This window comes from Marinobacter sp. NP-4(2019) (assembly GCF_003994855.1).
GTDB lineage: Bacteria > Pseudomonadota > Gammaproteobacteria > Pseudomonadales > Oleiphilaceae > Marinobacter.
In genome coordinates this window covers 946,535-970,212 of the sequence record NZ_CP034142.1, presented here as the reverse complement: position 1 = coordinate 970,212, position 23,678 = coordinate 946,535, and the positions used below count along the sequence as shown (strand labels likewise).

Genomic DNA, 23,678 nt, shown 5'->3' with positions numbered 1-23,678 from the left:
CATGGAGAGAACCTGCCGTAAGGAACGCTTAATAATCACAACACGGACTAAGGGAGAAAACAGATGTCAGGGAATTTCCTTGCACGTGCGTCGGCGTTGTCGCTGGCGCTGGTTTTGGCAGCATGCGGGGGTGACGATAGTTCATCTTCGTTGGCAGGCACGGGAAACAATAATAGTGGCGGAAGCAACTCTACGGAGGAGGATACAACTTCAGAAACGTCTGTCAGCCTTGAGCTAGGTACGGGGACCGAATCAAATTTCCAGTCGGGCCGCATTCAGGCCTCCGCAACCCAACTGTCATCAGGCGGCTCAACGCGCCTTGAGTTCAACGTAGTTGATGCGGCCGCCGGCAACAGTATCTTCAATGCCGAACCCACAACCATATCTATAACATCCACTTGCGAAACTTCCGTTTTCGACTCCGAAGTCACTACAAGTTCGGGCAGCGTTAGTACGACCTATGAAGCCAACTGTTCAGGCAGTGATACGGTAACAGCCAGACTCCCGAATGGAGCATCGGCCATAACAACACTGAACATTGCATCCCCAGAAGCTGGCTCACTCAATTTTGTGAGTGTCGATCCAGACTCTATTGCCTTAAGCGGATCATCAGATAGCTCAAGAGGAAGCGTTTCGGATGTGACATTCCGGCTTGATGACAAGAGCGGTAACCCAATTGTAGATGGTGAAATAACTGTATCTTTCGCTTTGACTACGACCGTCGGTGGCATATCACTCTCACACACAGAAGCGGGTGTAAATTCCAGCGGGGAAGTCACGACTAGAGTTAATTCCGGCTCTGTTCCAACCGTCGTCAGTGTCGTTGCCACTGTTGAGCTTGATACCGGGGAAACACTACAAACTACCTCCGACCCAATTTCGATTAGTTCCAGCATTCCCGACCAGGACAGCTTCTCAATATCCGTTGAAGATACCTTTTTACCCAATGCTCGCAACTATGATGGGGTTGAGGTTCCAATCACAATCAGAGCTGCCGATCGCAACAATAACCGTGTCGACAATGCGGTAGTCAACTTCCTTACTAATGGCGGGTCTGTTCAAAGCGAATGCACCATTCAGGACGGTGCGTGCACAATTGAATGGAGAAGCCAGGACCCCCGACCTGATAGCGGGACAGTTTTAATCCTTGCGAGGACGGTTGGAGAAGAAAGCTTCGAAGACCTCAATAGCGACGGAAAATATGATGATAGCAATGACAACTTTGACGTTGCCAGGGATGATCGTGGCGAAGCCTTCCTCGACAAGAATCTGAATGGAAGCAGGGACGGTGATGAGCCCTATTTTGATTACAACAGCAATGACCAATACGATGCCCCGAATGGCATTTACAATGGTACGGCCTGCCTGACTGAGGCAACCTGTTCAACTGACTTGCTTGAGATTTCGGAAACTGCCCGGCTTTTCATTGCCAGCGATGACATCCAAATTACCTTCCTCACAGCTGAGCCTGCAGGCCCAGGAGCTGTGTGTGTGGAAATCGCTGGCATCTTCAATGACAGCACCGGCACACTGGTCGAGGGCCCGCCCCCTGGCGGTACCAATGTCGCGTTCGAGACGTCCAACGGAACCCTTCTGGAACCGACGTCCTTCAGCACAACCAGCAAGTATCAGGAAGTTCCCGTAGAAATATGCGCTGAATTGGAAGCTGACGACACCCCCTCCACGGGAAAAGTGACGGTCACGGTTACGCCTCCAGCACCTTACTCCGGCGCACCGTTTATCGAGCGTATCGATTTCACGGACTAGATTGGCGAGCATTAACCAAATGCGAGGCTCCCAAGGAAGGTGCCTCGCATTAATTTGAGTCCCTCAAGTCTTTCCGCGATAATACCCGCCTCCGATTACAGGCGATTTCCCGCCTTATCCCAATTCTCTTGTAAACCGAGTCATCCGACAGCATGAAAGAGACCGTATCCGATCTGATCCAGTCTGCACTGGCCACGCTGCAGTCCGAAGGCACCCTGCCAGCGGACCAGTCGTTCACTCCGCAGGTGGGCAACACCAAGGACAAATCCCATGGTGACTATGCCTGCAATATCGCCCTGGTGGCGGCCAAGGCAGCAGGCTGCCCTCCGCGACAGCTGGCGGAAGCCCTGGTGGAGCGACTTCCGGAGAGTTCAGCCGTAGAGAAGGTGGAAATCGCCGGACCCGGTTTCATCAACTTTTTCATGAGCACCGCCAGCGCCTTTGAGGTGGTTAATACCATTCTCGAAGAAGCAGATCAGTTCGGTCGTAACCGCAACGGCCAGGGCGAAAAGGTGCAGGTGGAGTTCGTATCCGCCAACCCCACGGGGCCGCTGCACGTAGGCCATGGCCGTGGCGCGGCCATTGGTGACTGCCTGTGTCGCCTGTTGGAGGCCAACGGGTATGACGTCACCCGGGAATTCTATTACAACGACGCGGGGGCCCAGATCAACAATCTCGCGCTGTCAGTACAGTCACGGGTGAAGGGGCTGACACCGGACGATGACAACTGGCCTGCCGATGGCTATCGTGGTGATTACATCATCGATGTTGCCAAAGCATATCTTGCGGGTGAAACGGTCACAGCAGATGACCGGGAAGTTACCGGCAAGGCCGACCCGGACGATATGGACGCGATTCGCGAGTTTGCCGTGGCCTACCTCCGTCGGGAACAGGACCTTGACCTCAAGGCCTTTGGCGTCGAGTTTGACGTTTACTTCCTGGAGTCTTCCCTGTACGAGGACGGTAAAGTGGAAGCAATCGTGCAACGCCTGCAGGAAAACGGCTATACCTACGAGCACGACGGCGCCATGTGGCTGAAAACCACCGAATTCGGTGACGACAAGGACCGCGTCATGCGCAAGAAGGATGGTGGTTACACCTATTTCCTGCCGGACGTGGCTTACCATTTGGACAAATGGCAGCGCGGCTTCACCACGGTGATCAACGAACAGGGTGCCGACCACCACTCCACTGTCACCCGTGTACGGGCAGGTCTGCAGGCACTGAACGCCGGCATTCCCAAAGGTTGGCCGGATTATGTCCTGCATCAAATGGTGATGGTTACCCGCTCCGGGCAGGAAGTTAAGATCTCAAAGCGTGCCGGAAGCTACGTCACTGTGCGCGACCTGATTGACGAAGTCGGGCGGGACGCCACCCGCTTCTTCCTCGCAGCTCGTCGTGTGGATTCACAATTGACCTTCGACATCGATCTGGCCCGTTCCCAGACCAATGAAAACCCGGTCTATTACATTCAGTATGCCCATGCTCGCATCTGCAGCGTACTGCGCAAGCTGGCCGAGGAAGGCGTTGAACGGGGCCGGAACGAGTGCCTGGGCGACCTGTCGCTGCTGACCCTGGACGAAGAGAAGGAATTGGCCAATCAGCTGGCAAAATATCCCCAACTGATCGCCAACTCCGCAGCCCAACGGGAGCCGCATCACCTGACTCATTACCTCAGGGATCTGGCAGGACAGTTCCACACCTACTACAACGCCCATAAGGTGTTGATTGAGGATACCGCCATCCGGGATGCTCGCATCAGCCTGTACCTGGCGGTTCGCCAGGTCATTGCCAATGGCCTGGATCTGCTGGGCGTCAGTGCCCCGGAAGAAATGTAAGACAGGAAGCGCCAGGATATGTCCCGAGACTATGCCCGCAAGAATCCTAAAGGCAAGGCAGCCGCCACGCCCCACAAGGCAACACGGAGCCAGAGGAGCAGCAAGCCGGCACGGCCAGAGCGGCGGACGCCTGCGCGCGCGCAACAGGGCGGCCTGTCTCTCAAGTGGATTCTGTCCCTGGCCGCCGTTGGTGGCTTTATTGGCTTTATTGTTTACCTCAACTCACTACCCGCCCCGGAACCCACCCGGCAGACCAGCGAGCCAGTACCGGTGACGCCACCGACCAAAGAGCAGGAAACCGCCACTGGCGAGGAAAAAAAGCAGCGGTACCGCTTTTATGAAATGCTCCCCGAGAGCGAAGTAGTGCCTCCCAAAGTGGAGGAGTACACGCCTGGCCCGGCACAACGAGATTTCACGTACCTAGTCCAGTCTGGCTCGTTTCGCAGCCAGAAGGATGCTGAACGCCAGCGCGCACAGATTGCCTTCCAGGGCCTGCGAGCCAACGTCCAGCGAATTGACCTGGATAACGGCAGCACCTGGTACCGGGTTAACGTCGGGCCATTCAATTCCCGCAGCCAGATGAATTCCGCCATCGACAAGCTGGTGTCCATCAACATTGAGCCGCTGGTGCGGAAAATTCCCAAAGAGGGCTGAATGGCCCTCTTTGCATGACAGCTCGGTCAGCCTGCCGCCCCACTGCCCTTGAAAAAAAACCACTCGCCTCCATAACTGCTGAATACCGTTTTCTATCAGGCAACTGGAGCCCACATGACTACCATACTTTCCGTCAGGCGCGACAACGAAGTCGCCATGGGTGGCGATGGCCAGGTTTCCCTGGGCAACACCGTAATGAAAGGAAATGCACGCAAGGTTCGCCGCCTGTATAACGGCAAGGTACTGGCAGGATTCGCCGGTGGTACCGCCGATGCATTCACCTTGTTCGAACGATTCGAGGCCCAGCTGGAAAAGCACCAGGGCAACCTGACACGGGCAGCGGTTGAGCTGGCCAAGGACTGGCGAACGGACCGGGCGCTACGTCGGCTCGAAGCCCTTCTGGCAGTCGCCGATAAAACCGCTTCGCTGATCATTACCGGTAATGGTGACGTCATCGAGCCGGAACAGGGCCTGATTGCCATCGGTTCCGGAGGCCCATTTGCACAGGCCTCAGCGCGTGCCCTGCTTGAAAACACCGACCTGAAAGCCAGTGACATTGTGGAAAAAGGCCTGGATATCGCGGCCGACATCTGCATTTACACCAACCACAATCGCACCCTTGAAGTGCTTTCCGCCAACGACTGATTCGGAGCAACCATGTCTGCAATGACTCCCCGTGAGATCGTTCACGAACTCAACAAGCACATCGTAGGTCAGGATGAAGCCAAGCGGGCGGTTGCCATTGCCCTACGGAATCGCTGGCGTCGGATGCAGCTGGACAGCAGCCTGCGCGAGGAAATTACCCCCAAGAACATCCTGATGATTGGTCCCACCGGCGTGGGTAAAACCGAGATTGCCCGCCGTCTGGCCAAGCTCGCCGACGCTCCCTTCCTGAAGGTAGAGGCCACCAAGTTTACGGAAGTGGGTTATGTGGGCCGCGATGTGGAGTCCATCATCCGCGACCTGGCGGACATGGCGGTTAAAATGCTTCGCGAGAAAGAAAAGAAGCGCCATGAACATCGTGCGCTGGATGCGGCGGAAGAACGTATTCTGGACGCTCTGCTGCCCCCGGCCCGGGATTTCAACGAAGACAGTCAGCGCCCCGAGGATTCATCCACGCGGCAGCTATTCCGCAAAAAACTGCGGGAAGGCGAACTGGATGACAAGGAAATCGAAATCGACCTTCGCAGCAGCGGTCCGGGTGTTGAGATCATGGCACCGCCAGGCATGGAAGAGATGACCAGCCAGCTGCAAAGCATGTTCTCCAACATGTCCTCCGACAAACGTAAAACCCGCAAAATGAAAGTGGCCGATGCCCTGAAGCAGGTTCAGGACGAGGAAGCCGCAAAGCTGGTAAATGAGGAAGAAATCAAGCAGAAGGCGGTTCAGTCTGTGGAGCAGAACGGGATCGTGTTTATCGATGAAATCGACAAGGTCGCCAAGCGCTCCGAGAACACGTCTTCCGATGTTTCCCGCGAAGGCGTACAGCGCGATCTGCTACCGTTGATCGAAGGCAGCACTGTCAGCACCAAGTACGGCACGATCCGTACGGATCACATCCTGTTTATTGCCTCTGGCGCATTTCACCTGTCCAAGCCATCGGACCTGATTCCGGAACTCCAGGGTCGCCTCCCTATTCGGGTTGAGCTGCAGGCACTGACCCCGGATGACTTCAAGCGCATCCTGACCGAGCCGGACGCCTCTCTGGTGCAACAATACGAGGCACTGATGGGCACGGAAGGCGTGAAACTGACGTTCGCGGAAGACGCTATCACCCGGATTGCGGAAGTGGCCTGGAAAGTGAACGAGACCACCGAGAATATTGGTGCGCGCCGCCTGCATACCGTGCTTGAACGCCTGCTGGAAAGCCTATCGTACGAAGCGGGTGACCAGGTTACCGACGGCTTTGAGGTGACGGCGGCGTTCGTGGATGAGAAGCTTGGGGAACTGGCAGAGGATGAGGATCTGAGCCGGTATATACTCTGATATTGATAGTCGATAGTGTCGGATTACGGCTTTGCCTAATCCGACCTACGGGCATAGCAAGCGGTCCAGGGGTAAGACGTGCGCTCTATGCGTGTAGGTTGGATTAGCAAAGCGTAATCCAACAACATGCCAGCATACCTTACCCTTCTCTACTCCGCCCGTGAAAACAGGTGCGTCACATTCTCCAGCCCGGTAGCCAGCTTGCCCTTCTGCGCCTGCTTCTTGCGCCCCTTCGCCACGTACAATGGCAACATTTCTCCATAAAGACTGGTACTGATAGTGCGCTGCTCGTCCTCAAGACGATCACGGCGCAGCTTGATACCGTATTTCTCCAGCTTCGGCTCCAATTCGTCCGCACGGGCCAGCAGATCACGACGGGTCATCTGGTAGGCATGCTCACACACCATACGCCGGGACTGGAAGCTGAACACATTGGAGAAAAACAGCTTGGCATCGTCGCGGGTGGGCTCAAACAGCAGGATATCCTTATCAGGATAATCTCGTGCATATTGGGCAATACCGGACTGCATCCGTGAATAAACCATTGTCCGGAACATCTGGGACAGCAGGTTTGGCATACCCGACCGGGTCAACTCACCCGGTCTCATAGTCCCTGCCCTGACCGCCGCACTGGCGTCTATCGGCACCTGGGGGTTCACCGCAAACACCAGATCGGCTCCATCCTCAAACGCAACCGAGGCGTGAAGCCCCTTACGCAGGGTGCCATCCACATAATAACGGCCGTCAATGTTGACTGGCACATAGAGACCAGGAGAGGACATGCTGGCCTGTATCGCACGGGAAATCGGCACATGGTCAAAGCCTGGTGCGCCAAAACAGACGGCGTCGGTGCTTTCGACATCCGCCGCCACAATGTAGAGGCTGCGCTTGAGTTGGCGGAAATCGTTGGTGCGCCCCAACATGGTGAACGCCCGTTTCAGATATTCATGCAGCCCTTCGTTATCAAACAGTCCGGCAGGTGCGGCCTGGGCGAGAATGGTCATCGCCTCCAGCAGGCTTTGATCGTAAGGATTATTGATGAAGCGACGAACCGCTGTGGTGAGCAATCCCGGTACCGCTAACAGTCGGCTGCCAAACTCGCGGAGGGCCGGGCGATAAAACACCTCAGGATGGAAAGGATGCACTTCGGCTTCGTTGCGCACAAAAATACGGCACAACTGCGCTGTGGTCATCTGGTTTGCCAGGTTTGCAGCGGCAAAGGAACCGGCGTTGACCCCCACGTAGACGTCAATATTATTGAAATCGAGCCCATCAAGTGCCTCATCAAGCGCTCGCAGGGCACCGATTTCATAGATCCCACCCAAAGGACCACCGCCGCCCAGCGCAAGGCCGATGCGGGGTCTGGGCTTGATATCAGTGGTCGCTGACGTCATACAACTTTCCCTTCCGGGTTTTTATACGTTTAATGCCGATAAGGTAACAACCGGTTTTAGAGTCTACACCCTATTATTTAACCAGAACGCGGCAATGGCTCATGACGCCGCCTGTTCTGCCAGGGCAACCGGGGTCGTCCTGCTGGGGCGCAGGTAACGACCGAAACCGGCATTGCGTAGCGCCAGGTCCACGCAACTCTTGATAACATGTGGCGAATCCAGCAGCAGGACATCTTCCAGAAGTTGGCTTGCCCACTCACGGCTGACACTGCGAATGACAGACTTTACCTTGGGCAAACTGGCGGCGTTCATGGACAGGGAGTCGTACCCCATGGCCATCAGCAACAGGGCGCCACCCGGGTCACCCGCCAACTCACCGCAAATACCGACCGGTTTCCCAACGGAATGGGCATCCTGGGCGATGCGAACCAGAGCCTGCAGTACCGCCGGGTGATAGGAATGATATAACTGAGCAACACGGGGATTGTTGCGGTCCACCGCCAGAAGGTATTGGGTCAGGTCGTTGGAGCCGACCGAGAGGAAGTCCACCCGGTCCGCCAGCTCGCGAATCTGGTAGACCGCTGCCGGAATTTCCACCATGACACCGACCTTGGGCATGTGAATCTCGTAACCCTCTTCCCTGACCTCATGATAAACCCGGTAAATCAGATGCAGCGACTCTTCCACTTCTGAAATATTGCTGATCATCGGCAGCATGATCTGCAGATTGTTCAGACCCTCGCTGGCCTTGAGCATAGCTCTGACCTGCACCAGGAAAATCTCTGGATGATCCAGAGTAACGCGAATGCCGCGCCAGCCCAGGAAGGGGTTCTCTTCCTCAATCGGGAAATAGGTCAGCGCCTTGTCACCACCGATGTCCAGCGTGCGCATGGTAACCGGGCTCGGCGCAAAGGCCTCCAGTTGCTCCCGGTAATACTCACGCTGCTCCTGCTCAGAAGGGAAGCGATCCTTGATCATGAATGGCACTTCGGTGCGATAAAGACCGATACCTTCAGCGCCATGATTCAGTGAACGGACGACGTCGGTCATCAGCCCCGTGTTAACGAGTAACGACACCCGATGACCGTCGGTCGTTTCGCAGGGCTTGTCTCGCAGGACCTCAAGCCCCTTGATCAGCTCGTCTTCCTCGTCACAGATTTCCTGGTAGTAAGCCCGAAGTTCGTCAGAGGGCGAGGCGAAAATCTGACCCTCAAAACCGTCAACCACGAGGTCCCGACCATCAAGCTGATTGACCGGAATATCCACCAGCCCCATAACGGTTGGTACTCCCATCGCACGCGCCAGGATAGCGACGTGGGAGTTACTCGACCCCTTGACCGACACCAGCCCAACCAACTGCCCCTTGGGCACCTCACCCAACATGGCAGGAGTCAGTTCTTCGCTCACCAGCACGGTTCGTTCCGGGTAGTCCTGGTCTTTCTGCTCCCCCTCCTGGAGGTGGGACAGCAAACGACGACCAAGGTCGCGGATATCCACGGCCCGCTCCTGAAGGTAATGGTCATCCATCATCTCAAAGTGGCGCACGTACTGCTGAACCACCTGTTTCAGGGCTCCCTGTGCCCAGTACCCTTCTCGGATCTTGTTGGCGACCTCGCCGGGCATGGCATCATCACCCAGCATGCGCAGATATACATCAAACAGGGCCTGCTCTTCCGGACGCAACTGGGAAGCAAGTCGGCTGGCGACCCGTTCGATGTCTTCACGGACCGCGGTAACCGCCTCGGCAAACAGCTCAAGCTCCAGATCTATATCGTCTGTCGGCTTTTCAGGCACCACGTCGAGGTCAGCTGCAGGATAGACGACTACCCCTGTGCCAATAGCAACGCCCGGGGCGCCGGGCACACCATTGAAACTGACGTCCCTGGCCTCTTCCCCCGTGAGGGACAAACCGCTGATGGCACCCGTTGCTTCGCTGTGCGCGATAACACCAGCCAACTGCGCTGAAACCGTAACAAGGAAAGCTTCTTCCCCTTCATCAAAACACCGTGAGCTTTCCCGCTGCTGTACGACCAGCACACCCAGAACCCGACGATGGTGGATAATTGGCACGCCGAGGAAAGAACGGAAGCGCTCTTCACCGGTTTCAGGAAAATAACGATAGCGGGGGTGGGAAGGGGCATCTTCCAGATTAATCGGCTCTTCACGGGAGCCAACCAGCCCGACAAGACCTTCGGAATAGGCCAGGCTGACCTGTCCGACCGCCTTACGATAAAGACCTTCCGTCGCCATCAGGATGTAGCGGTTGGTAGCAGGATCCAGCAAGTAAACGGAACAGACTTCGGTCCCCATGGCCTTTTGCACCCGCGATACAATGATATCCAGCGCTTCCTGCAAGTCGCGGGCGCTGTTTACCTCTTGTACCAGATTTCGCAGTATGCTCAGCATGGCGGTTTCAGCCCGTCATTTCTGTTGGTCCTTTAAGCGCTGATTCTGCTCGCTCCGATACCACTGTTCCATGTTGTAGAACAGTCGCGGTGCGAGCTCCCTCAACGCACGTCTATACACTTCACGCTTGAATGAGACCACTTGCCCCAAGGGGTACCAGTAGCTCACCCACTGCCAGCCGTCGAATTCCGGCGAATCCGTGCGGTCTACACGCACTTGCGCGTCCGGCGATAACATCCTCAGCAGGAACCATTTCTGTTTTTGTCCCACACACACGGGATGCGAGTTATGTCGCACCATCCGCCGCGGGAGGCGATACCTCAGCCAGCCCCGGGTACAGCTGATGATTTCGACATCCGCCGCACTCAAGCCTATTTCTTCCCCCAATTCCCGATACAACGCATCTTCCGGCGATTCGTTGTGCTTGATACCACCCTGCGGGAACTGCCAGGAGTCCTGCCCTATTCGCCTAGCCCAGAGAACCTCGCCCCTGTGGTTGGCCAGAATGATTCCGACGTTGGGTCTGAAACCGTCTGAGTCGATCACGGCACAGTCCTCATATAAGTCGGTGGACCAGTACAAAAATTCACCGGTCGGAATTGTCCAAGTTGCTATCATTCTTACAGAATCCCAAGGGTTCGGCAAACGAAGCCGTTACCTACATGTCGTGGTAGACTGTCACCTTTTCCCGCAATCCCTGCCATAACCGGAGGTAACACCCTTGACGCTTGCGATCTTTGACCTTGATAACACCCTGCTCGCCGGGGACAGCGACCATGCCTGGGGCGAGTTTCTGGTGGAGGAAGGCATTGTTGATGCCGAGGAATACCGCAAGGCCAACGATCGCTTCTATCAGGAGTATCTGAATGGAGAACTGGACATCCTGCATTACCTGGGCTTTGCGCTGCAGCCGCTGGCTAAACATGCCATGGAGGACTTGCTGGCCTGGCGCGAACGCTTCATGGACAAAAAAGTACGGCCCATGCTGCAGGATAAAGCCTTTCAGTTACTGGAAAAGCACCGGAACCAGGGCCATACCCTGATGATCATCACCGCCACCAACCGGTTTGTGACCGAGCCGATTGCCGAGGTTCTGGGCATTGAGCACTTGATCGCCACCGATCCGGAACTGGTCAATGGTCGCTACACGGGCAAAGTGGCCGGTATTCCCAGCTTTCAGGACGGCAAGGTGACCCGACTTGACGACTGGCTGGCCTCGAACAGCGAGACTCTGGATGGTGCCTGGTTCTACAGCGATTCCCACAACGATGCGCCATTATTGAGAAAAGTCGACAACCCGGTGGCCGTTGACCCGGATCCGACACTGGAAAAGCTGGCAAAGGAAAGTGGCTGGAAAGTGATGTCTCTCAGAGACTAGCTGCCAAACTCTGCACCCGCTGGTGGGCTTCTCCCAAATTGGAGGGCTAGAAAAACCCAGTCAACGACCGCACAAAGCAGGATTTGATGTAATCCGTCTCCGGAATACCCGGAATCACCGGATGATCCGGCGCCTGGTGGCCCTGCTCCAGCAGCTGGACAAACCGATCGATCTTGCGGCCGCTGCCACGAATAATGTCCGTCAGCTTTTCCTGGGATAGATGCATCGAACAGGATGCGGAAATCAGCAAACCGTCCCGCTCCAGCAGCCGCAGCCCCAACTGATTCAGCCGCGCGTAAGCCTGCTCACCCGCTTTCTGGTCACGGCGACGGGGAATCAACGCCGGCGGGTCCAGCACGACAATGTCGTACTTTTCTTTCTCATCCGCCAGCGCCTTCAGGGCCTCAAACGCATCCCCCTCAACGGTTTCCACATTGTCCAGGCCGTTCAGTTTTGCGTTATGGTGAACCGAATCAATCGCCGACGAAGAACTGTCCACACAAGTCACCTGACTGGCCCCGGCACAGGCTGCCTGAATCCCCCAGCCACCCACATAACTGAACACATCCAGCACCCGCTTACCGGGCGCATAAGCCTGCAGACGCTGACGATTCATACGGTGATCGTAGAACCAGCCGGTTTTCTGACCACCTTCCAACGGCACCTCAAAACGCACACCGTTCTCTTCCACCTTCAGCAGACTGGCTTCCGCACCGTGGGCCTGCTCGACGTAGGTATCCAGTCCTTCCACTTTGCGCATTTTGCCATCGTTTTTCAGGATAATCGCAGAAGGATGCGCCAGACGCTGTACCGCGCGAACAATCGCCTCTTTCATCAACTCCATACCGGCGGTGGAAATCTGCACCACCACGGTATCGTCAAAACGATCGATCACCAGCCCCGAAAGCCCGTCACTGTCCCCGAACACCCAGCGGTAAAAGGGCTTATCAAACAGCCGCTCACGCAACGCCAGGGCGGCCTCCATACGTTGGGTCAGACGCTGTGGCGTCATGCCATGGTTGGCATTCCGACTGATCAGACGACCGCAAATCAGTGCATGGGGATTCACAAACACCGTCCCCATCGGCTTGTCATTGGCCGCCCGCAACTCCGCCTGTGTCCCGGCCTCGAAGTCCGTTAGCGGCGTCCGACGGGTATCCACTTCGTTGCTGTAAACCCACAGGTGACCGGCTTTAAGCCTGCGCTCAGCGCCTTTGCGTAGGTATAGGACAGGGAAATTCATAACGGCTTCCTGATGGATAACAAAAAGGGGAAGGATTATACATGACGCGGGCGGCAAGAATGATACCGATCACCGGAGTTTGGGGAGCGAGCGGGCAGGGCTACCCAAAACTGTGCGGAGCCAGGGATGGCGGAGCCAAGCGTACAGGGACGTATCCACAGGGTGTTTTGGGTAGCCCTGCCCGCTCGCTCTTCCACCAAACGTCAGAGATTACTCTTCGGCAGCCACATGCTCCGCATAGGCGACCGCATCCATCAGCCCATCCAGCTCGCCCTGGTCTTCCAGACGAACCTTGAACAGCCAGCCATCCCCGTAAGGATCCTCATTCACCTTCTCCGGCTCGTCCTCCAGGCTCTCATTCACCTCGATCACCTCACCGGTCACCGGACTGAACACATCCGACGCCGACTTGACGGACTCCGCCACACCGGCCTCTTCACCGCCATTCACGGTAATACCCAGTTCAGGCACGCCGATGTAAACCACATCCCCCAATTGCTCCTGGGCAAAATCGGTAATGCCCACGGTGGCCGTGCCGTCGTCGGACACACGCACCCACTGATGGGTTTCGATATATTTCAGATCTGCGGGTATATCACTCATGATCGGATTCCCTGTTGATTTTTTCGCGCAGTTTAACCGAAGACGCTAATGCCAGCGAACCCCTCGGGCCATGTTCATGAACGAATTCAGGTAATCTACTTCACGATCACGGTCACGAAGGCCTAAAAAGATCTGCTTCTGGATCCCCTGCTTCCCCAACCGGACCGGTGCCAGGGGCATTTTCTCCCCGTACTCATCCACCAGCCAGCGCGGCAGGGCCGCTACCCCCCGACCCGCTGCCACCATCTGTAACATGATATCCGTGGTTTCGATGGTCTTGTGCCTGGCCGGACTGGCGTGAGCCGGTAGCAGGAAATGGGTGTAGATATCCAAACGCTCCACCTCCACAGGGTAGGTAATCAGGGTCTCATCCGCCAGATCCGACGGATCAGCCCAGGCTTTCGAAGCAAGCGGATGGTCAGCCGAAACCACAAGCACCTGTTCATAATCAAAAACCGGCTCAAATACCAGGCCGGGGCGATGCAGCGGGTCCGGGGTGACCAGCAGATCAATCTCGTGCCCGAAAAGCGCGCCTATACCCCCGAACTGAAAACGCTGCTTCACATCCACGTCCACCGTCGGCCATTGCTCCAGGTAAGGCCCCACCACTTTCAACAGCCATTGATAGCAGGGATGGCATTCCATACCGATGCGCAGGGTGCCGCGCTGCCCCTTCGCAAACTGCCCGATCAGCATTTCCGCGTGCTCGAACTGTGGCAATAGACGCGTTGCCAGCGACAGTAAGTACTGACCTGCCTGGGTCAACCTCAGCTGACGCCCCTCCCGCTCCCAGACTGGTGTGCCCAGTTGGGACTCCAGCTTCTTGACTGCGTGACTCAACGCCGACTGGGTCAGATGCAACGATTCAGCCGCTGCCGTCAGCGAGCCCTGGCGCTCCACCTCCCTGAGAATTTCCAGATGGTTCCGCTCAATCATGGCTCGTCGCCACCTCGCCATTTATGTGAATTAAATTCATGGATTGTTGAAATAATACCATTATTTTTCATCATACCAGAGGCGTAACCTTGGTGCTTCTTCCCGAAACCCCATGGACACACGCAAGGACAACACCATGATTACGACACACAATCTGGGCTTTCCCCGGATAGGCGCGCGACGAGAACTCAAGTTCGCCCAGGAAGCCTTCTGGAAAGGCGAACTCACTGTTGACGAACTGAACATTACCGCGGCCGATCTGCGCCGTCGGCACTGGCAGCAGCAATCGTCACTGACATTCGCCCCCGTTGGCGACTTCTCCTATTACGACCAGGTGCTGGACATGAGCTTCACCCTTGGCCACTTGCCTGCCCGTGCCCGGGATACCAGCGGCAGCGAGCTGGACCGCTATTTCCGGGTCGCCCGGGGCCGCTCCGCCAACGATACCGCGTGCTGCGCCATCCATGCCGGCGAAATGACCAAGTGGTTCGACACCAACTACCACTACATCGTGCCGGAATTCGACCGTAGCACCCGGTTCCAGCTCAACCCCGAACGCCTGCTGGCGCAACTGGCGGAAGCCCGGGCCCAGGACGTGAATGCCAAACCCGTGATCATCGGCCCCGTGACTTATCTCTGGCTGGGCAAAGGCAAGGACGACAGCGACCGGCTGACCCTGCTGGACGATCTGCTGCCGGTATACGCGGAACTGCTCAACCTGCTGGCAGAACAGGGGGTGGACTGGGTTCAAATCGACGAGCCCGCCCTGGTCACCGAACTCGACGGCGACTGGCGGCACGCCTTCAACCTGGCTTATCACCAGCTGAAAGCCTGCCCGGTCAAACTGCTGCTGACCACCTACTTCGGCGAGCTGAGAGAAAACCTGCAACTGGCCTGTGAATTGCCGGTCGCCGGGTTGCACCTGGATGCTATCAGCGCCGCAGGCGAAGTGAGCCAGGTGACCGACTGGCTGCCCGCCCATAAGATACTGTCCCTCGGAGTGATCAACGGTCGCAACGTCTGGAAAACCGACCTTGAGGCCACGCTGAACTGGCTGGAACCGATACACGAGCGCCTTGGTGAACGGCTCTGGCTGGCACCTTCCTGCTCACTGCTCCACGTCCCCGTGGACCTGTCGTCGGAAACGGCCATGGATCCGGAGGTTCACTCCTGGCTGGCGTTTGCCGTACAAAAGCTTGATGAGCTGCAGACCCTGGCCAACGCCCTGAACCATGGGCGTGCGGCCGCCGTTGAGCCACTGGCACAGAATGCCCTGGCCATTGCCAGCCGCAGGAACTCCACCCGCGTACACAACCCCGATGTCACCCGGGCTGTTGCCGCGATTACACCAGAGCTGGGCCAGCGCAAAAGCCCATACGCCCAACGCCTGGAACGCCAGAAGCAACACCTTGACCTGCCGGCCTTCCCGACTACTACGATCGGTTCGTTCCCACAGACCCGGGAAATCCGCCAGACCCGGCTCCAGTACCGCAAGGGCGACCTCAGCGAACGGGAGTACACCGCCCGCATTCGTAACGAGATTGCCCGCTGCGTACAGGAACAGGAAACGTTGGGACTGGATGTGCTGGTACACGGCGAAGCCGAGCGCAACGATATGGTGGAATACTTCGGTGAGCAACTGGAGGGCTATGTATTCAGCAAGTTCGGCTGGGTTCAGTCCTATGGCTCCCGTTGTGTGAAACCACCGATCCTCTTTGGTGACATCCAGCGCCCGCAGGCGATGACGGTGGACTGGATACGCTATGCCCAGTCACTGACCGACAAACCACTGAAAGGCATGCTCACCGGTCCGGTAACCATTCTCAACTGGTCTTTCGTGAGGGATGACCAGCCCAGGAAAGACACCTGCCTGCAACTGGCCCTGGCGATTCGAGAGGAGGTCCTGGACCTGGAAGAGTCCGGCGTACGAATTATCCAGATCGACGAAGCCGCCCTGCGGGAAGGCCTGCCATTGCGCCAGTCGGACTGGCAGGGTTACCTGGACTGGGCCGTGGAGTCCTTCCGCATCAGCGCCAACGGTGTCAGCGACGAAACCCAGATTCACACCCACATGTGCTATTCGGAGTTCAACGACATCATCGAAGCCATCGCCCGTATGGACGCAGATGTAATCACCATCGAAACATCACGCTCGGACATGGAATTGCTCGACGCCTTCAAGGGCTTCCAGTACCCGAACGACATCGGCCCCGGCGTGTACGACATCCATTCGCCGAACATTCCGGCAAAACAGCAGATGGTGTCTCTCATGCAGAAAGCGGCGGAACGGATACCCGCTGAAAGGCTCTGGGTGAACCCGGACTGCGGCCTGAAAACGCGGAGCTGGGAGGAAGTCATCCCGGCGCTGCAGGGAATGGTGGATGCTGCCCGGGAATTGCGGGGAAGCTGATTTTGCGGAGAGAGGCCCTCTGGCCTCTCTCCGACATCGTTCATTCACCCGGAGTAAAGAGCACACGAACTTCCTCGCCACGGCTGTAACCCGGAGGATTGCTGCCGCTTGAAGACCGAAATTCCATCGGACTACCCGGCTCATACTCCAATCGGACAATGGGATAATAGGCATTGGAATCACTGGACCGCGAGCGAATCAGATCAGTCACAACCCCGGGCTGGCTGTTGCGGTTTCAAGAAAGGTTGACGTGCTCTGGAATGTGAAAAAGGCACCGGCCAGCATGCCGAGGCCCACGAGCGTCAATATCACCCGCAGGGTGTTGAAGGTTTTCGTATCAGTTCCTTTGATGGTTGCTTCCGTACCCGATAACGACCTGTTTTCGGGAGGCGGGAATTATACCCGGTTCCTCTTGAAACTGTGAAGTTTGCGGGCAATCCTGCATGGAGTGGTCACCTCAAGTCGGGTAGAATTGCCCACTCCACGACAAATGACGGAAAGGACGCCGCATTCATGCTCGATTTGACACCCTCGTACCGGTTACTCCCAGCCCTGATCCTGAGTTTTTCCACCCTGCCCGGATGCAGCTTTTATTATGATGCCAAGGCCGAAGACATGGCGGAGCGTCAGATGGAGACCATGGTGTTTGTGGAAGGGGGCGAATTCATGATGGGTAACCCTGGGGGCTGGGATGGTAGCCGGGACAGCTGGCCGCCTCACCAGGTAGTTCTGGATGACTTTCACATCCAGAAATACGAAGTGACTCAGAAGGACTTTGAGTTGTTCATGGCGCAGACAGGCTATGAGCCATCCGACAAGCGCTATGAAGAAATGATTGATGAGAATCCAGAGCGCTTTGCCGGCGAGCTACCAGCAGTAGCTTCCTGGACAGATGCCAATACTTTTTGCCAGTGGCTGGGCGAACAAACCGGCAAGAACGTCACGCTACCCACGGAAGCGCAGTGGGAATACGCCGCTCGCGCCGGTGGCCAGATGCTTCGATATGCAACCCGCAATGGCAAGGCCATTCCGGACGAGACTATGGCTGCCGGGCCAACCCCCCATGCACGGGACGGTCGCCCCTACGATGAGATGCTTCCAGTGAAGCCAGGTTCCTTTCCTCCAAATCCATTGGGACTCTACGACATGTCAGGGAACGTGGGGGAGTGGGTCAGCGACAATTATTCCAAAGATTACTATCAGGAATCTCCGGTGAGCAATCCAAGTGGCCCCGAGGAAGGACAGAAGGATATCTTTGATGGAGATCCCTACCGCGTCCTTCGTGGTGGCAATTTCCAGGATTTCGGCGGAAATACAACGGTTACCCGCAGGAAGGGATCCCAACCTCTAGCGTCTGAAACCCGCGGCTTTCGATGCACCTTTAGCGAAAGAGCAAGTTAATCACGTGTATCAACTCAGGCGTATAGATTAGATAACCACGCTTCCGTTCGCTGCGCCTGAGCGGATCTGAATAATCGCTGGATTATCAGTTTCGAATAGTTGTTCTTCAGGTCCTGAAACCCTCCCTTTTTTCCGTCATTTCCTATCCGTTTGAGTATCTCAATAAATTCACGATCACTCTTGACCGTTTCCAGTACCTTTATTGCTGCTTCATCCGCCAGCCCCCTGTATGGGTCTTCAAAACTTAACGTCGCGGAGCTGTCTCTCATAAGAATTTCAAGTACCTCTGCCTTGGCACCCGGTAAAAGTTTGTGAACATCAGGGCTTGCGATAATACTATTCCCAGCAACTCTTACTCTTGTGTCTGCCTTATTCAGGCCTTCCCAAAAGCTCTCAATTTTTTCGATTCCTTGATCGACAAAATCCGTGAAATCGGCTTTGGTAAACACAAATGCCTTGAGCAGAAAAGTTACGCGTTCAAACGCACTTTCCTCAATCCAATCCAGAAACCGGAAATCACTCTTTTCCAATGACCACCGAATAAACTTCACCAGTTCCCATATCTGCTCACCGTTCAATTCCGCAGCGATGCCGCCACCTCCACCAGCGCCTACAACCAAGCTCCCTTTCAATGCCATGTATAACTTGCCGCCCGACAAGAAAAGCTTGTAATCAAAACCCGCACCTATTCCAGCAGAGATCGCGATTTCGAGTTTAACATCTAACAGTGACAGATAATCCGAGTCCGCTTCACTTTGGGCCTCACTGACTTTGGAGGACTGGCCACCCTCAACCTCTTGATATGCCGCCTTCCATTTAACCCCGAAGGAGGCCTCATTGCTCACACTGGCACCAGCAAAGGCTTCGCCGTTGGTTTCACCGGAAATACCCACTTCGCCCGGGGCGCTGGAGACCCTGGCCCGCGCGGCCAGGGAGGCGCAAGCGCCGGCAAACCCGCGAATACAGTACTCTGCATCAGTCCGGAAATATCCACAGTGCACCTTCTGCTCTACTCCTTCGTGGTTTTCATAGCGGAGGATCAGGCGTGAGCCCTTACCGTCTGGCAGCTTGGCTTTGAGGGTCGCCTCCCCTTGTAACAGGCTGTAGGCACCTTGCATCTGGCCGCCGATATAGGCTTCCTGCCTCTTCGGATCGTAGGCAGCTTCCAGGCCACACTGGGCGGCAAAGCGGAACATCTGAGCTTCAGCACTGGCCGCAAAACGGCCATCCGCTGTGGCGGCTTCCTTCTTGAGCAGTTCCACCTCCAACTGGTTGAAGAAGTTATCTTCCTTGCTCTTCCACTCCTTCAGCTTGAGCTTCAAAGTGGTATTAGCTTTCAGCGATTCCCTGGCCTCGCCCCAGGCACGTTTGAACTCTTTGCCTGCCATTGCGGCACGCACATCAGCGGTTTTCAGGGGCTTCCAATTGCGGCGCAGCTGATCACCGACCTCTCGACGCATGTATCGGTAACCACCAGTACCTGTGTGTTTGACCTCCACAAGGGGATGGGCTCTCATTGAAGCTATCTGAGGCCTGGCGACCTGCTCCACAGGTGCGGAGGAACTGGTGTTGACCAGTCGGGTCAGTGTCTTTTCTATGTCAACCATCAGGGCACGGCGCTCTTCCTGGCGCTGTCGGTGCTTTTCCGTTCGCGCCCGGTGCATGACAGCTATCAGCGCTATCAGCGTGACGGTATTGCTGACCTCCTCCATGTACCTTTCAAGACAGTCCCGGTATGGAATCCGCTCGTCGCCCAGCTCATTAAGCCTTTGCTGCTTTCGCACCAGGTCATTAACATCCTTTTCGGCAATATAGTTTGGCCACAGCGTGGATTGTTTTAATTCGTTTGCTTCGTAACTGAGTTGTTTCACCTCAGCAGCCGTTGTGTCACCGGAATTCTTCGCCACTCGATAACGAACTTCGGCTTCCAGAGCCGCTCGAAGGAGCTTAAGTCGGCGCTCCATGCGGGTGAGCTCTTCCCGTCGTTCGACTGTAGCTTCTTCGTGAGCAGAAATCCTGTCTTCCACCACGGTAAGGGTGGTCTCCAACTCGCCGCAAAACGTCACAAACACCTTTACCGAAAGTCGGTCTTTCGGCTCGGTCAGGTTGCGCTGACTGGCGGGAAAAAGAATCTGACGGCGAATCTGATCGATTTCGTACTCAATCCGTTTTTTGCGACGACGCTGGTGCTCCAGCCGCGCCTGCTCACGCTGCCAGCGAACCTCATATTCCTTAAGCAGTTCTTCAGCAGTGGTACTGTGTTCCGGTCTGGGGAGGGCGCCCAGTTCCCGGAGCTTCTTCCAGGTTTTTTCCCGAGCAGCGGGAATATCCGATTCGTTTCCTTCTTCGGCTTTTTTCAGTTCAGCCATCGGCGCGTTCAGTATCTCGATTTCATCATTCAGATGCCTGAACTGAGTCTCTGTCAGTGCATAGACTGCATCGTCTTCGCCAGTGACCTGAACCAGCGCAACACACTCCAATGCACAATCCGAGATTTCGACGTCATCCGTGGTATCGTCATTGGCGGACTGGGCGGCTGGCATGTCGTTCTTGCTTGCGGAACTCTCTGGTACTGACAGGGTCCACCCCGCCTCAATGTCATTCACGTCCTTGATGATCGGATTTTCCGCCTGCATAGCATCCAGTGATACCTGGTATTGGGCGGCAATACCGGACAGGGTTTCGCCTGCCAGAACCTTATGCTGTGGCATTCGGAGACTCCATTAAGCTTTCCATAGCATTCAAACGATCCGCCGGTGCCAAGTCCGGCGCGTTCATGATTTCCCTGTGCTCGGGCCTTGATAGCAAGGGCGCCTGATTGCGAATCCCCAGGCGCAGCCACCTCTCCTGCTGAGAGGCAGATTGGAACCCCAGACCAGCGGCTTCCTGCAACTGCTCCAGCACCCACACACGGTGATCGCTCACTTCCGGGAGATGGTCCCGATAGATAGCGGCGTAACTAATGGCCCTGTCCGCCATACGATAGCCCGGCAGGTCGGCAAGCTCCGCCCGGGATAACCGTACAGGCTCGATTGTCGCAGCCTCATGCTGCTCCCGTGGCCAGGATTGCCAGACACCATGATGAGACCAGTACACGATGGTTCCGGGGCTTACCAGGGATTTGCGCTTCTCCCCCAACGTTGCCAGAAGCGGGCCAAGGGATCGGGGATCATAAAACCGGAACAGGTATTCATCCGAATCGGCCATCGCAAGCAGCAGCGAATGTGCCCATCCAAATACCTGATCGAAGGACTCTCCGGCTTCCAGCAGAATTCCCAGCGGCGATGCGTTGAGCCTGACTTTAAGGCTGTCCAAGAAGTTGGGGTGTTCAGAGAACCCGATAAGTATGGGGCCCGCCTGCCAGCCTGACTGCCAGCGGGTATTCTCCAGCAGGCTCCGCCACTGGATATTACTCTGGCTGGCTGCCTCGTAGAGGTACCGTAGAAAATCACTATCCAGAGCCAGGTCGATGATCGCATATTCAACCTGAGCGGGCTCTGCCTTCGATACCTTGAGCCGGTCAAGCGTGTCGATGTACTTTGCAGCGTCCATTCTCATCGTACTCACAGTCGGAAATCACGGAAGCGCCACGGTTGGCGGACTCTTCCAGCACGGAGGTGTAATCGGTTACAGGTATCGGGCTAACTTTGTCGGCGTTGGCACGCTGTCCGGTTTCGGCCATGGCAGCCCCTCCTCCACCCTCAACTTCCGGGTTGATGCTCTGCGGGGCTTCCGGCTGCATAGGGGCCGCTGCCGTCCCACTCCCCGGCCCACCCCCAGAATTCATTTTCACCATGGGCCCGGACACGGTCACACCACTCGGATCCACCTTCACAAAACTGCCACCGGCCTTGAGAGTCACTTCCGCACCGGCTTCGATCACGATTTTCATTCCGGCCTTGTGGTGGATCTCGCTGCCAGCTTCGATGAGCTGATTTTTTCCCTGCTTGCTGTGATGGCTGCCGTTGACGGTTAGGCTGGCGTCGCCGCCCATGGATTCGCGCTTCTCACCATCCACCGTGACGTGGTCATTGCCCTTGATGTGGGCCTTGCGGTGGTTGTCGACGGTGAGGTGGCTGTCGTTGCGGATGACCTCGGTGCGGTTGTTCTCGGTCAGCAGGTCCAGGTCTTTCTGGGCGTGGACGTAAATCTGTTCTTTGTCGGCTTCGTCCTCGAACCTCAGTTCGTTGCTGCCCTCGCCCTTGTGGGTCTGGGTCTTCAGGGTGGTGCGGGTCTTGTGTTCCGGCAGCGCGTACGGCGGGGTGTTGGTGGCGTGGTAGGTGCGGCCGGTGATGATCGGCTGGTCCGGGTCGCCGTCCAGGAAGGAGACAATCACTTCGTGGCCGATTCTTGGGATGGCCATGAAGCCGTACTGGCCGCCGGCCCAGCCCTGGCTGACCCGGAGCCAGGCGCTGCTGTGCTCGTCGTTCTTTGAATAGCGATCCCACGGGAATCTGACTTTCACCCGGCCGTGTTCGTCGCAGTGAATCTCTTCCCCCTCCGGGCCGGTGACCATCGCCATCTGCGGGCCGTCCATTCTTGGGCGGTGTTTGATTTGCGAGCGCCAGGTGCGGTCGGCGGGGATGGCGTCGAAGCTGTTGCTGTAGCTGGTGGGTTCGGCCCCGCCCTCTTCTTCCAGCGCCTGGGGCTGTTTGCCGGTGTGGGTGATGGCGGTCAGCAGCCATTCCCGGTTGAGGGTGTCGCTGTCGTGGTCGGTGAGGGTGATCCTGGCGCCGGCGGTGAAGTCGGCGCGGTTGCTCTTGCCACGGGCGGTGCTGGCGTCGTGTCGCAGGGCGTCCAGCCGGGCCTCGGTGAAGGGCTGGCCGCTGGCGTCGGCCTTGAAGCGGCCGGGGTAGTCGTAGTGCTGGTAGTCTTCCCGGTGGTTGGGGCTGCCCGCCTGCTGTTCGTGCATCAGCGCGTAGGCGGGATTCTGGAAGGTATAATCCTTCAGCGCCACGGCGCTGGCGCGGACCCGTTCCTGGTGGGCGAAGCGGAACACGCAGGGCGTTCGGGTGCTGCCGCCGGCCTTGCCGTTGTAGGTCACCGGGTCCAGTTTCGGGGCGTCGCCGTGATGATCGGCGATGATCAGGGCCGGCTGCTCCTCGCCGTCCACAGAGCCGTGATGGTAACGGTAGTGCCAGCCTTCCTCAGCCGCCAGCCGCGCCACAAACCCCAGGTCGCTTTCCCGGTGCTGGACGCAGTATTCCCGCTCTTCCGGGTGTCGCTTGAGATCGAACACGGTATCGACGATGCCCCGCTCTTCCAGCAGGGTGCGCACGATGGCGTCGGTGGTCCGGGTCTGGAAGATGCGGCTGTTGTGCATCAGGCCCAGGCGCCACAGCGGGGGCTGGACGATGACTTCGTAACGGGTGCGGCGGTGGCCGGTATCGCCGCGGGCGAATTCGTTGACCACGCCGGTGAAGCGCCGCAGGGGCGCGCCGTCCTGCCAGATCACCAGATCCACGGCCTGCTCCAACACATCCATTGCCGCCACCGACGGGTCGGTGCTGGCCAGCTCGAGCTTGCCGTGACACAGATCGGACAGGGCTTCGGTCAGCGTAAAGCCGACCACGGAGAAATGATCAGAGGAAAATCCGCCAATGGTGGCGGTGAACTGCAGTCCGCTTGCCTGGGGCATGTCTTCGGTCCCTGAAGAGTGTGG

17 protein-coding genes are annotated in these 23,678 nt (G+C 57.0%); 8 read left to right on the top strand and 9 right to left on the bottom strand.

The genetic code is table 11. The annotated features are described in order from the left end of the window. The first annotated feature begins 63 nt into the window (after positions 1-63). The 5 genes from EHN06_RS04385 (at position 64) to hslU (ending at position 6,245) form a co-directional block, all read left to right on the top strand. Positions 64-1,767 (top strand): hypothetical protein, encoded by a 1,704-nt coding sequence (locus EHN06_RS04385; protein WP_127330510.1) that lies wholly within the window; start codon positions 64-66, stop codon positions 1,765-1,767. 152 nt (positions 1,768-1,919) lie between these two features. Further along, positions 1,920-3,605, top strand: coding sequence for an arginine--tRNA ligase (gene argS, locus EHN06_RS04380; RefSeq protein WP_127330508.1), 1,686 nt, complete (start codon positions 1,920-1,922; stop codon positions 3,603-3,605). Between the two features lie 18 nt (positions 3,606-3,623). Beyond that, positions 3,624-4,259, top strand: coding sequence for an SPOR domain-containing protein (locus tag EHN06_RS04375; protein WP_127330506.1), 636 nt, complete (start codon positions 3,624-3,626; stop codon positions 4,257-4,259). Positions 4,260-4,373: 114 nt separating this feature from the next. Further along, positions 4,374-4,904 (top strand): ATP-dependent protease subunit HslV, encoded by a 531-nt coding sequence (hslV, locus tag EHN06_RS04370; RefSeq protein WP_127330504.1) that lies wholly within the window; start codon positions 4,374-4,376, stop codon positions 4,902-4,904. A gap of 12 nt (positions 4,905-4,916) precedes the next feature. Continuing rightward, positions 4,917-6,245: an ATP-dependent protease ATPase subunit HslU gene (gene hslU, locus EHN06_RS04365; RefSeq protein ID WP_127330502.1), complete on the top strand. Its 1,329-nt coding sequence runs from the start codon at positions 4,917-4,919 to the stop codon at positions 6,243-6,245. Between the two features lie 149 nt (positions 6,246-6,394). Here hslU and EHN06_RS04360 read toward each other — a convergent pair whose 3' ends face one another. From EHN06_RS04360 to EHN06_RS04350, 3 genes are all read right to left on the bottom strand, one after another. Next, positions 6,395-7,639 carry a patatin-like phospholipase family protein gene (locus EHN06_RS04360; protein ID WP_127330500.1) on the bottom strand — a complete coding sequence of 415 codons (1,245 nt, stop codon included), beginning with the start codon at positions 7,637-7,639 and terminating at the stop codon, positions 6,395-6,397. A 99-nt stretch (positions 7,640-7,738) separates the two neighbouring features. Then, positions 7,739-10,045: a phosphoenolpyruvate--protein phosphotransferase gene (ptsP, locus tag EHN06_RS04355; protein WP_127330498.1), complete on the bottom strand. Its 2,307-nt coding sequence runs from the start codon at positions 10,043-10,045 to the stop codon at positions 7,739-7,741. A 15-nt stretch (positions 10,046-10,060) separates the two neighbouring features. Beyond that, on the bottom strand, positions 10,061-10,591 hold the full coding sequence (locus EHN06_RS04350) for an RNA pyrophosphohydrolase (RefSeq protein WP_127330496.1): 531 nt from the start codon (positions 10,589-10,591) through the stop codon (positions 10,061-10,063). Between the two features lie 175 nt (positions 10,592-10,766). Between EHN06_RS04350 and EHN06_RS04345 the strand changes: the two genes are divergently transcribed. After that, the gene (locus EHN06_RS04345; RefSeq protein WP_127330494.1) at positions 10,767-11,423 is read left to right on the top strand and encodes an HAD family hydrolase; all 657 of its coding nucleotides are present in this window, start codon (positions 10,767-10,769) and stop codon (positions 11,421-11,423) included. Between the two features lie 46 nt (positions 11,424-11,469). On the opposite strand, the gene EHN06_RS04340 is transcribed toward EHN06_RS04345, so the two are convergent. The 3 genes from EHN06_RS04340 to EHN06_RS04330 all read right to left on the bottom strand — a co-directional run bounded on the left by EHN06_RS04340 (position 11,470) and on the right by EHN06_RS04330 (position 14,205). Next, entirely contained in the window at positions 11,470-12,666 is a 1,197-nt protein-coding gene (locus EHN06_RS04340) for a class I SAM-dependent rRNA methyltransferase (protein ID WP_127330492.1), read from the bottom strand. A 210-nt stretch (positions 12,667-12,876) separates the two neighbouring features. Next, the gene (gene gcvH, locus EHN06_RS04335) at positions 12,877-13,269 is read right to left on the bottom strand and encodes a glycine cleavage system protein GcvH (RefSeq protein WP_127330490.1); all 393 of its coding nucleotides are present in this window, start codon (positions 13,267-13,269) and stop codon (positions 12,877-12,879) included. Positions 13,270-13,314: 45 nt separating this feature from the next. Beyond that, positions 13,315-14,205, bottom strand: a complete 891-nt coding sequence (locus EHN06_RS04330; RefSeq protein ID WP_127330488.1) for a LysR family transcriptional regulator — start codon at positions 14,203-14,205, stop codon at positions 13,315-13,317. 136 nt (positions 14,206-14,341) lie between these two features. Here EHN06_RS04330 and metE point away from each other — a divergent pair, with 136 nt between their 5' ends. Both metE and EHN06_RS04320 read left to right on the top strand, forming a co-directional pair. Next, a complete protein-coding gene (gene metE / locus EHN06_RS04325; RefSeq protein WP_127330486.1) occupies positions 14,342-16,615 on the top strand; it encodes a 5-methyltetrahydropteroyltriglutamate--homocysteine S-methyltransferase in 2,274 nt (757 codons plus the stop codon). A gap of 513 nt (positions 16,616-17,128) precedes the next feature. After that, the gene (locus EHN06_RS04320) at positions 17,129-18,016 is read left to right on the top strand and encodes a formylglycine-generating enzyme family protein (RefSeq protein ID WP_127330484.1); all 888 of its coding nucleotides are present in this window, start codon (positions 17,129-17,131) and stop codon (positions 18,014-18,016) included. 14 nt (positions 18,017-18,030) lie between these two features. Here the strand turns inward: EHN06_RS04320 and EHN06_RS04315 are convergent, their stop codons facing one another. Genes EHN06_RS04315 through EHN06_RS04305 form a run of 3 tightly spaced genes read right to left on the bottom strand, consistent with a single transcriptional unit; the run spans position 18,031 to position 23,654 of the window. Further along, entirely contained in the window at positions 18,031-20,727 is a 2,697-nt protein-coding gene (locus tag EHN06_RS04315) for a LysM peptidoglycan-binding domain-containing protein (RefSeq protein WP_127330482.1), read from the bottom strand. After that, positions 20,714-21,568 (bottom strand): DUF4123 domain-containing protein, encoded by an 855-nt coding sequence (locus tag EHN06_RS04310; RefSeq protein WP_164735583.1) that lies wholly within the window; start codon positions 21,566-21,568, stop codon positions 20,714-20,716. The genes EHN06_RS04315 and EHN06_RS04310 overlap by 14 nt, the downstream gene beginning before the upstream one ends. Further along, on the bottom strand, positions 21,537-23,654 hold the full coding sequence (locus tag EHN06_RS04305; RefSeq protein ID WP_127334343.1) for a type VI secretion system Vgr family protein: 2,118 nt from the start codon (positions 23,652-23,654) through the stop codon (positions 21,537-21,539). Before EHN06_RS04305 ends, EHN06_RS04310 begins: the two co-directional genes overlap by 32 nt. Positions 23,655-23,678 lie beyond the last annotated feature (24 nt).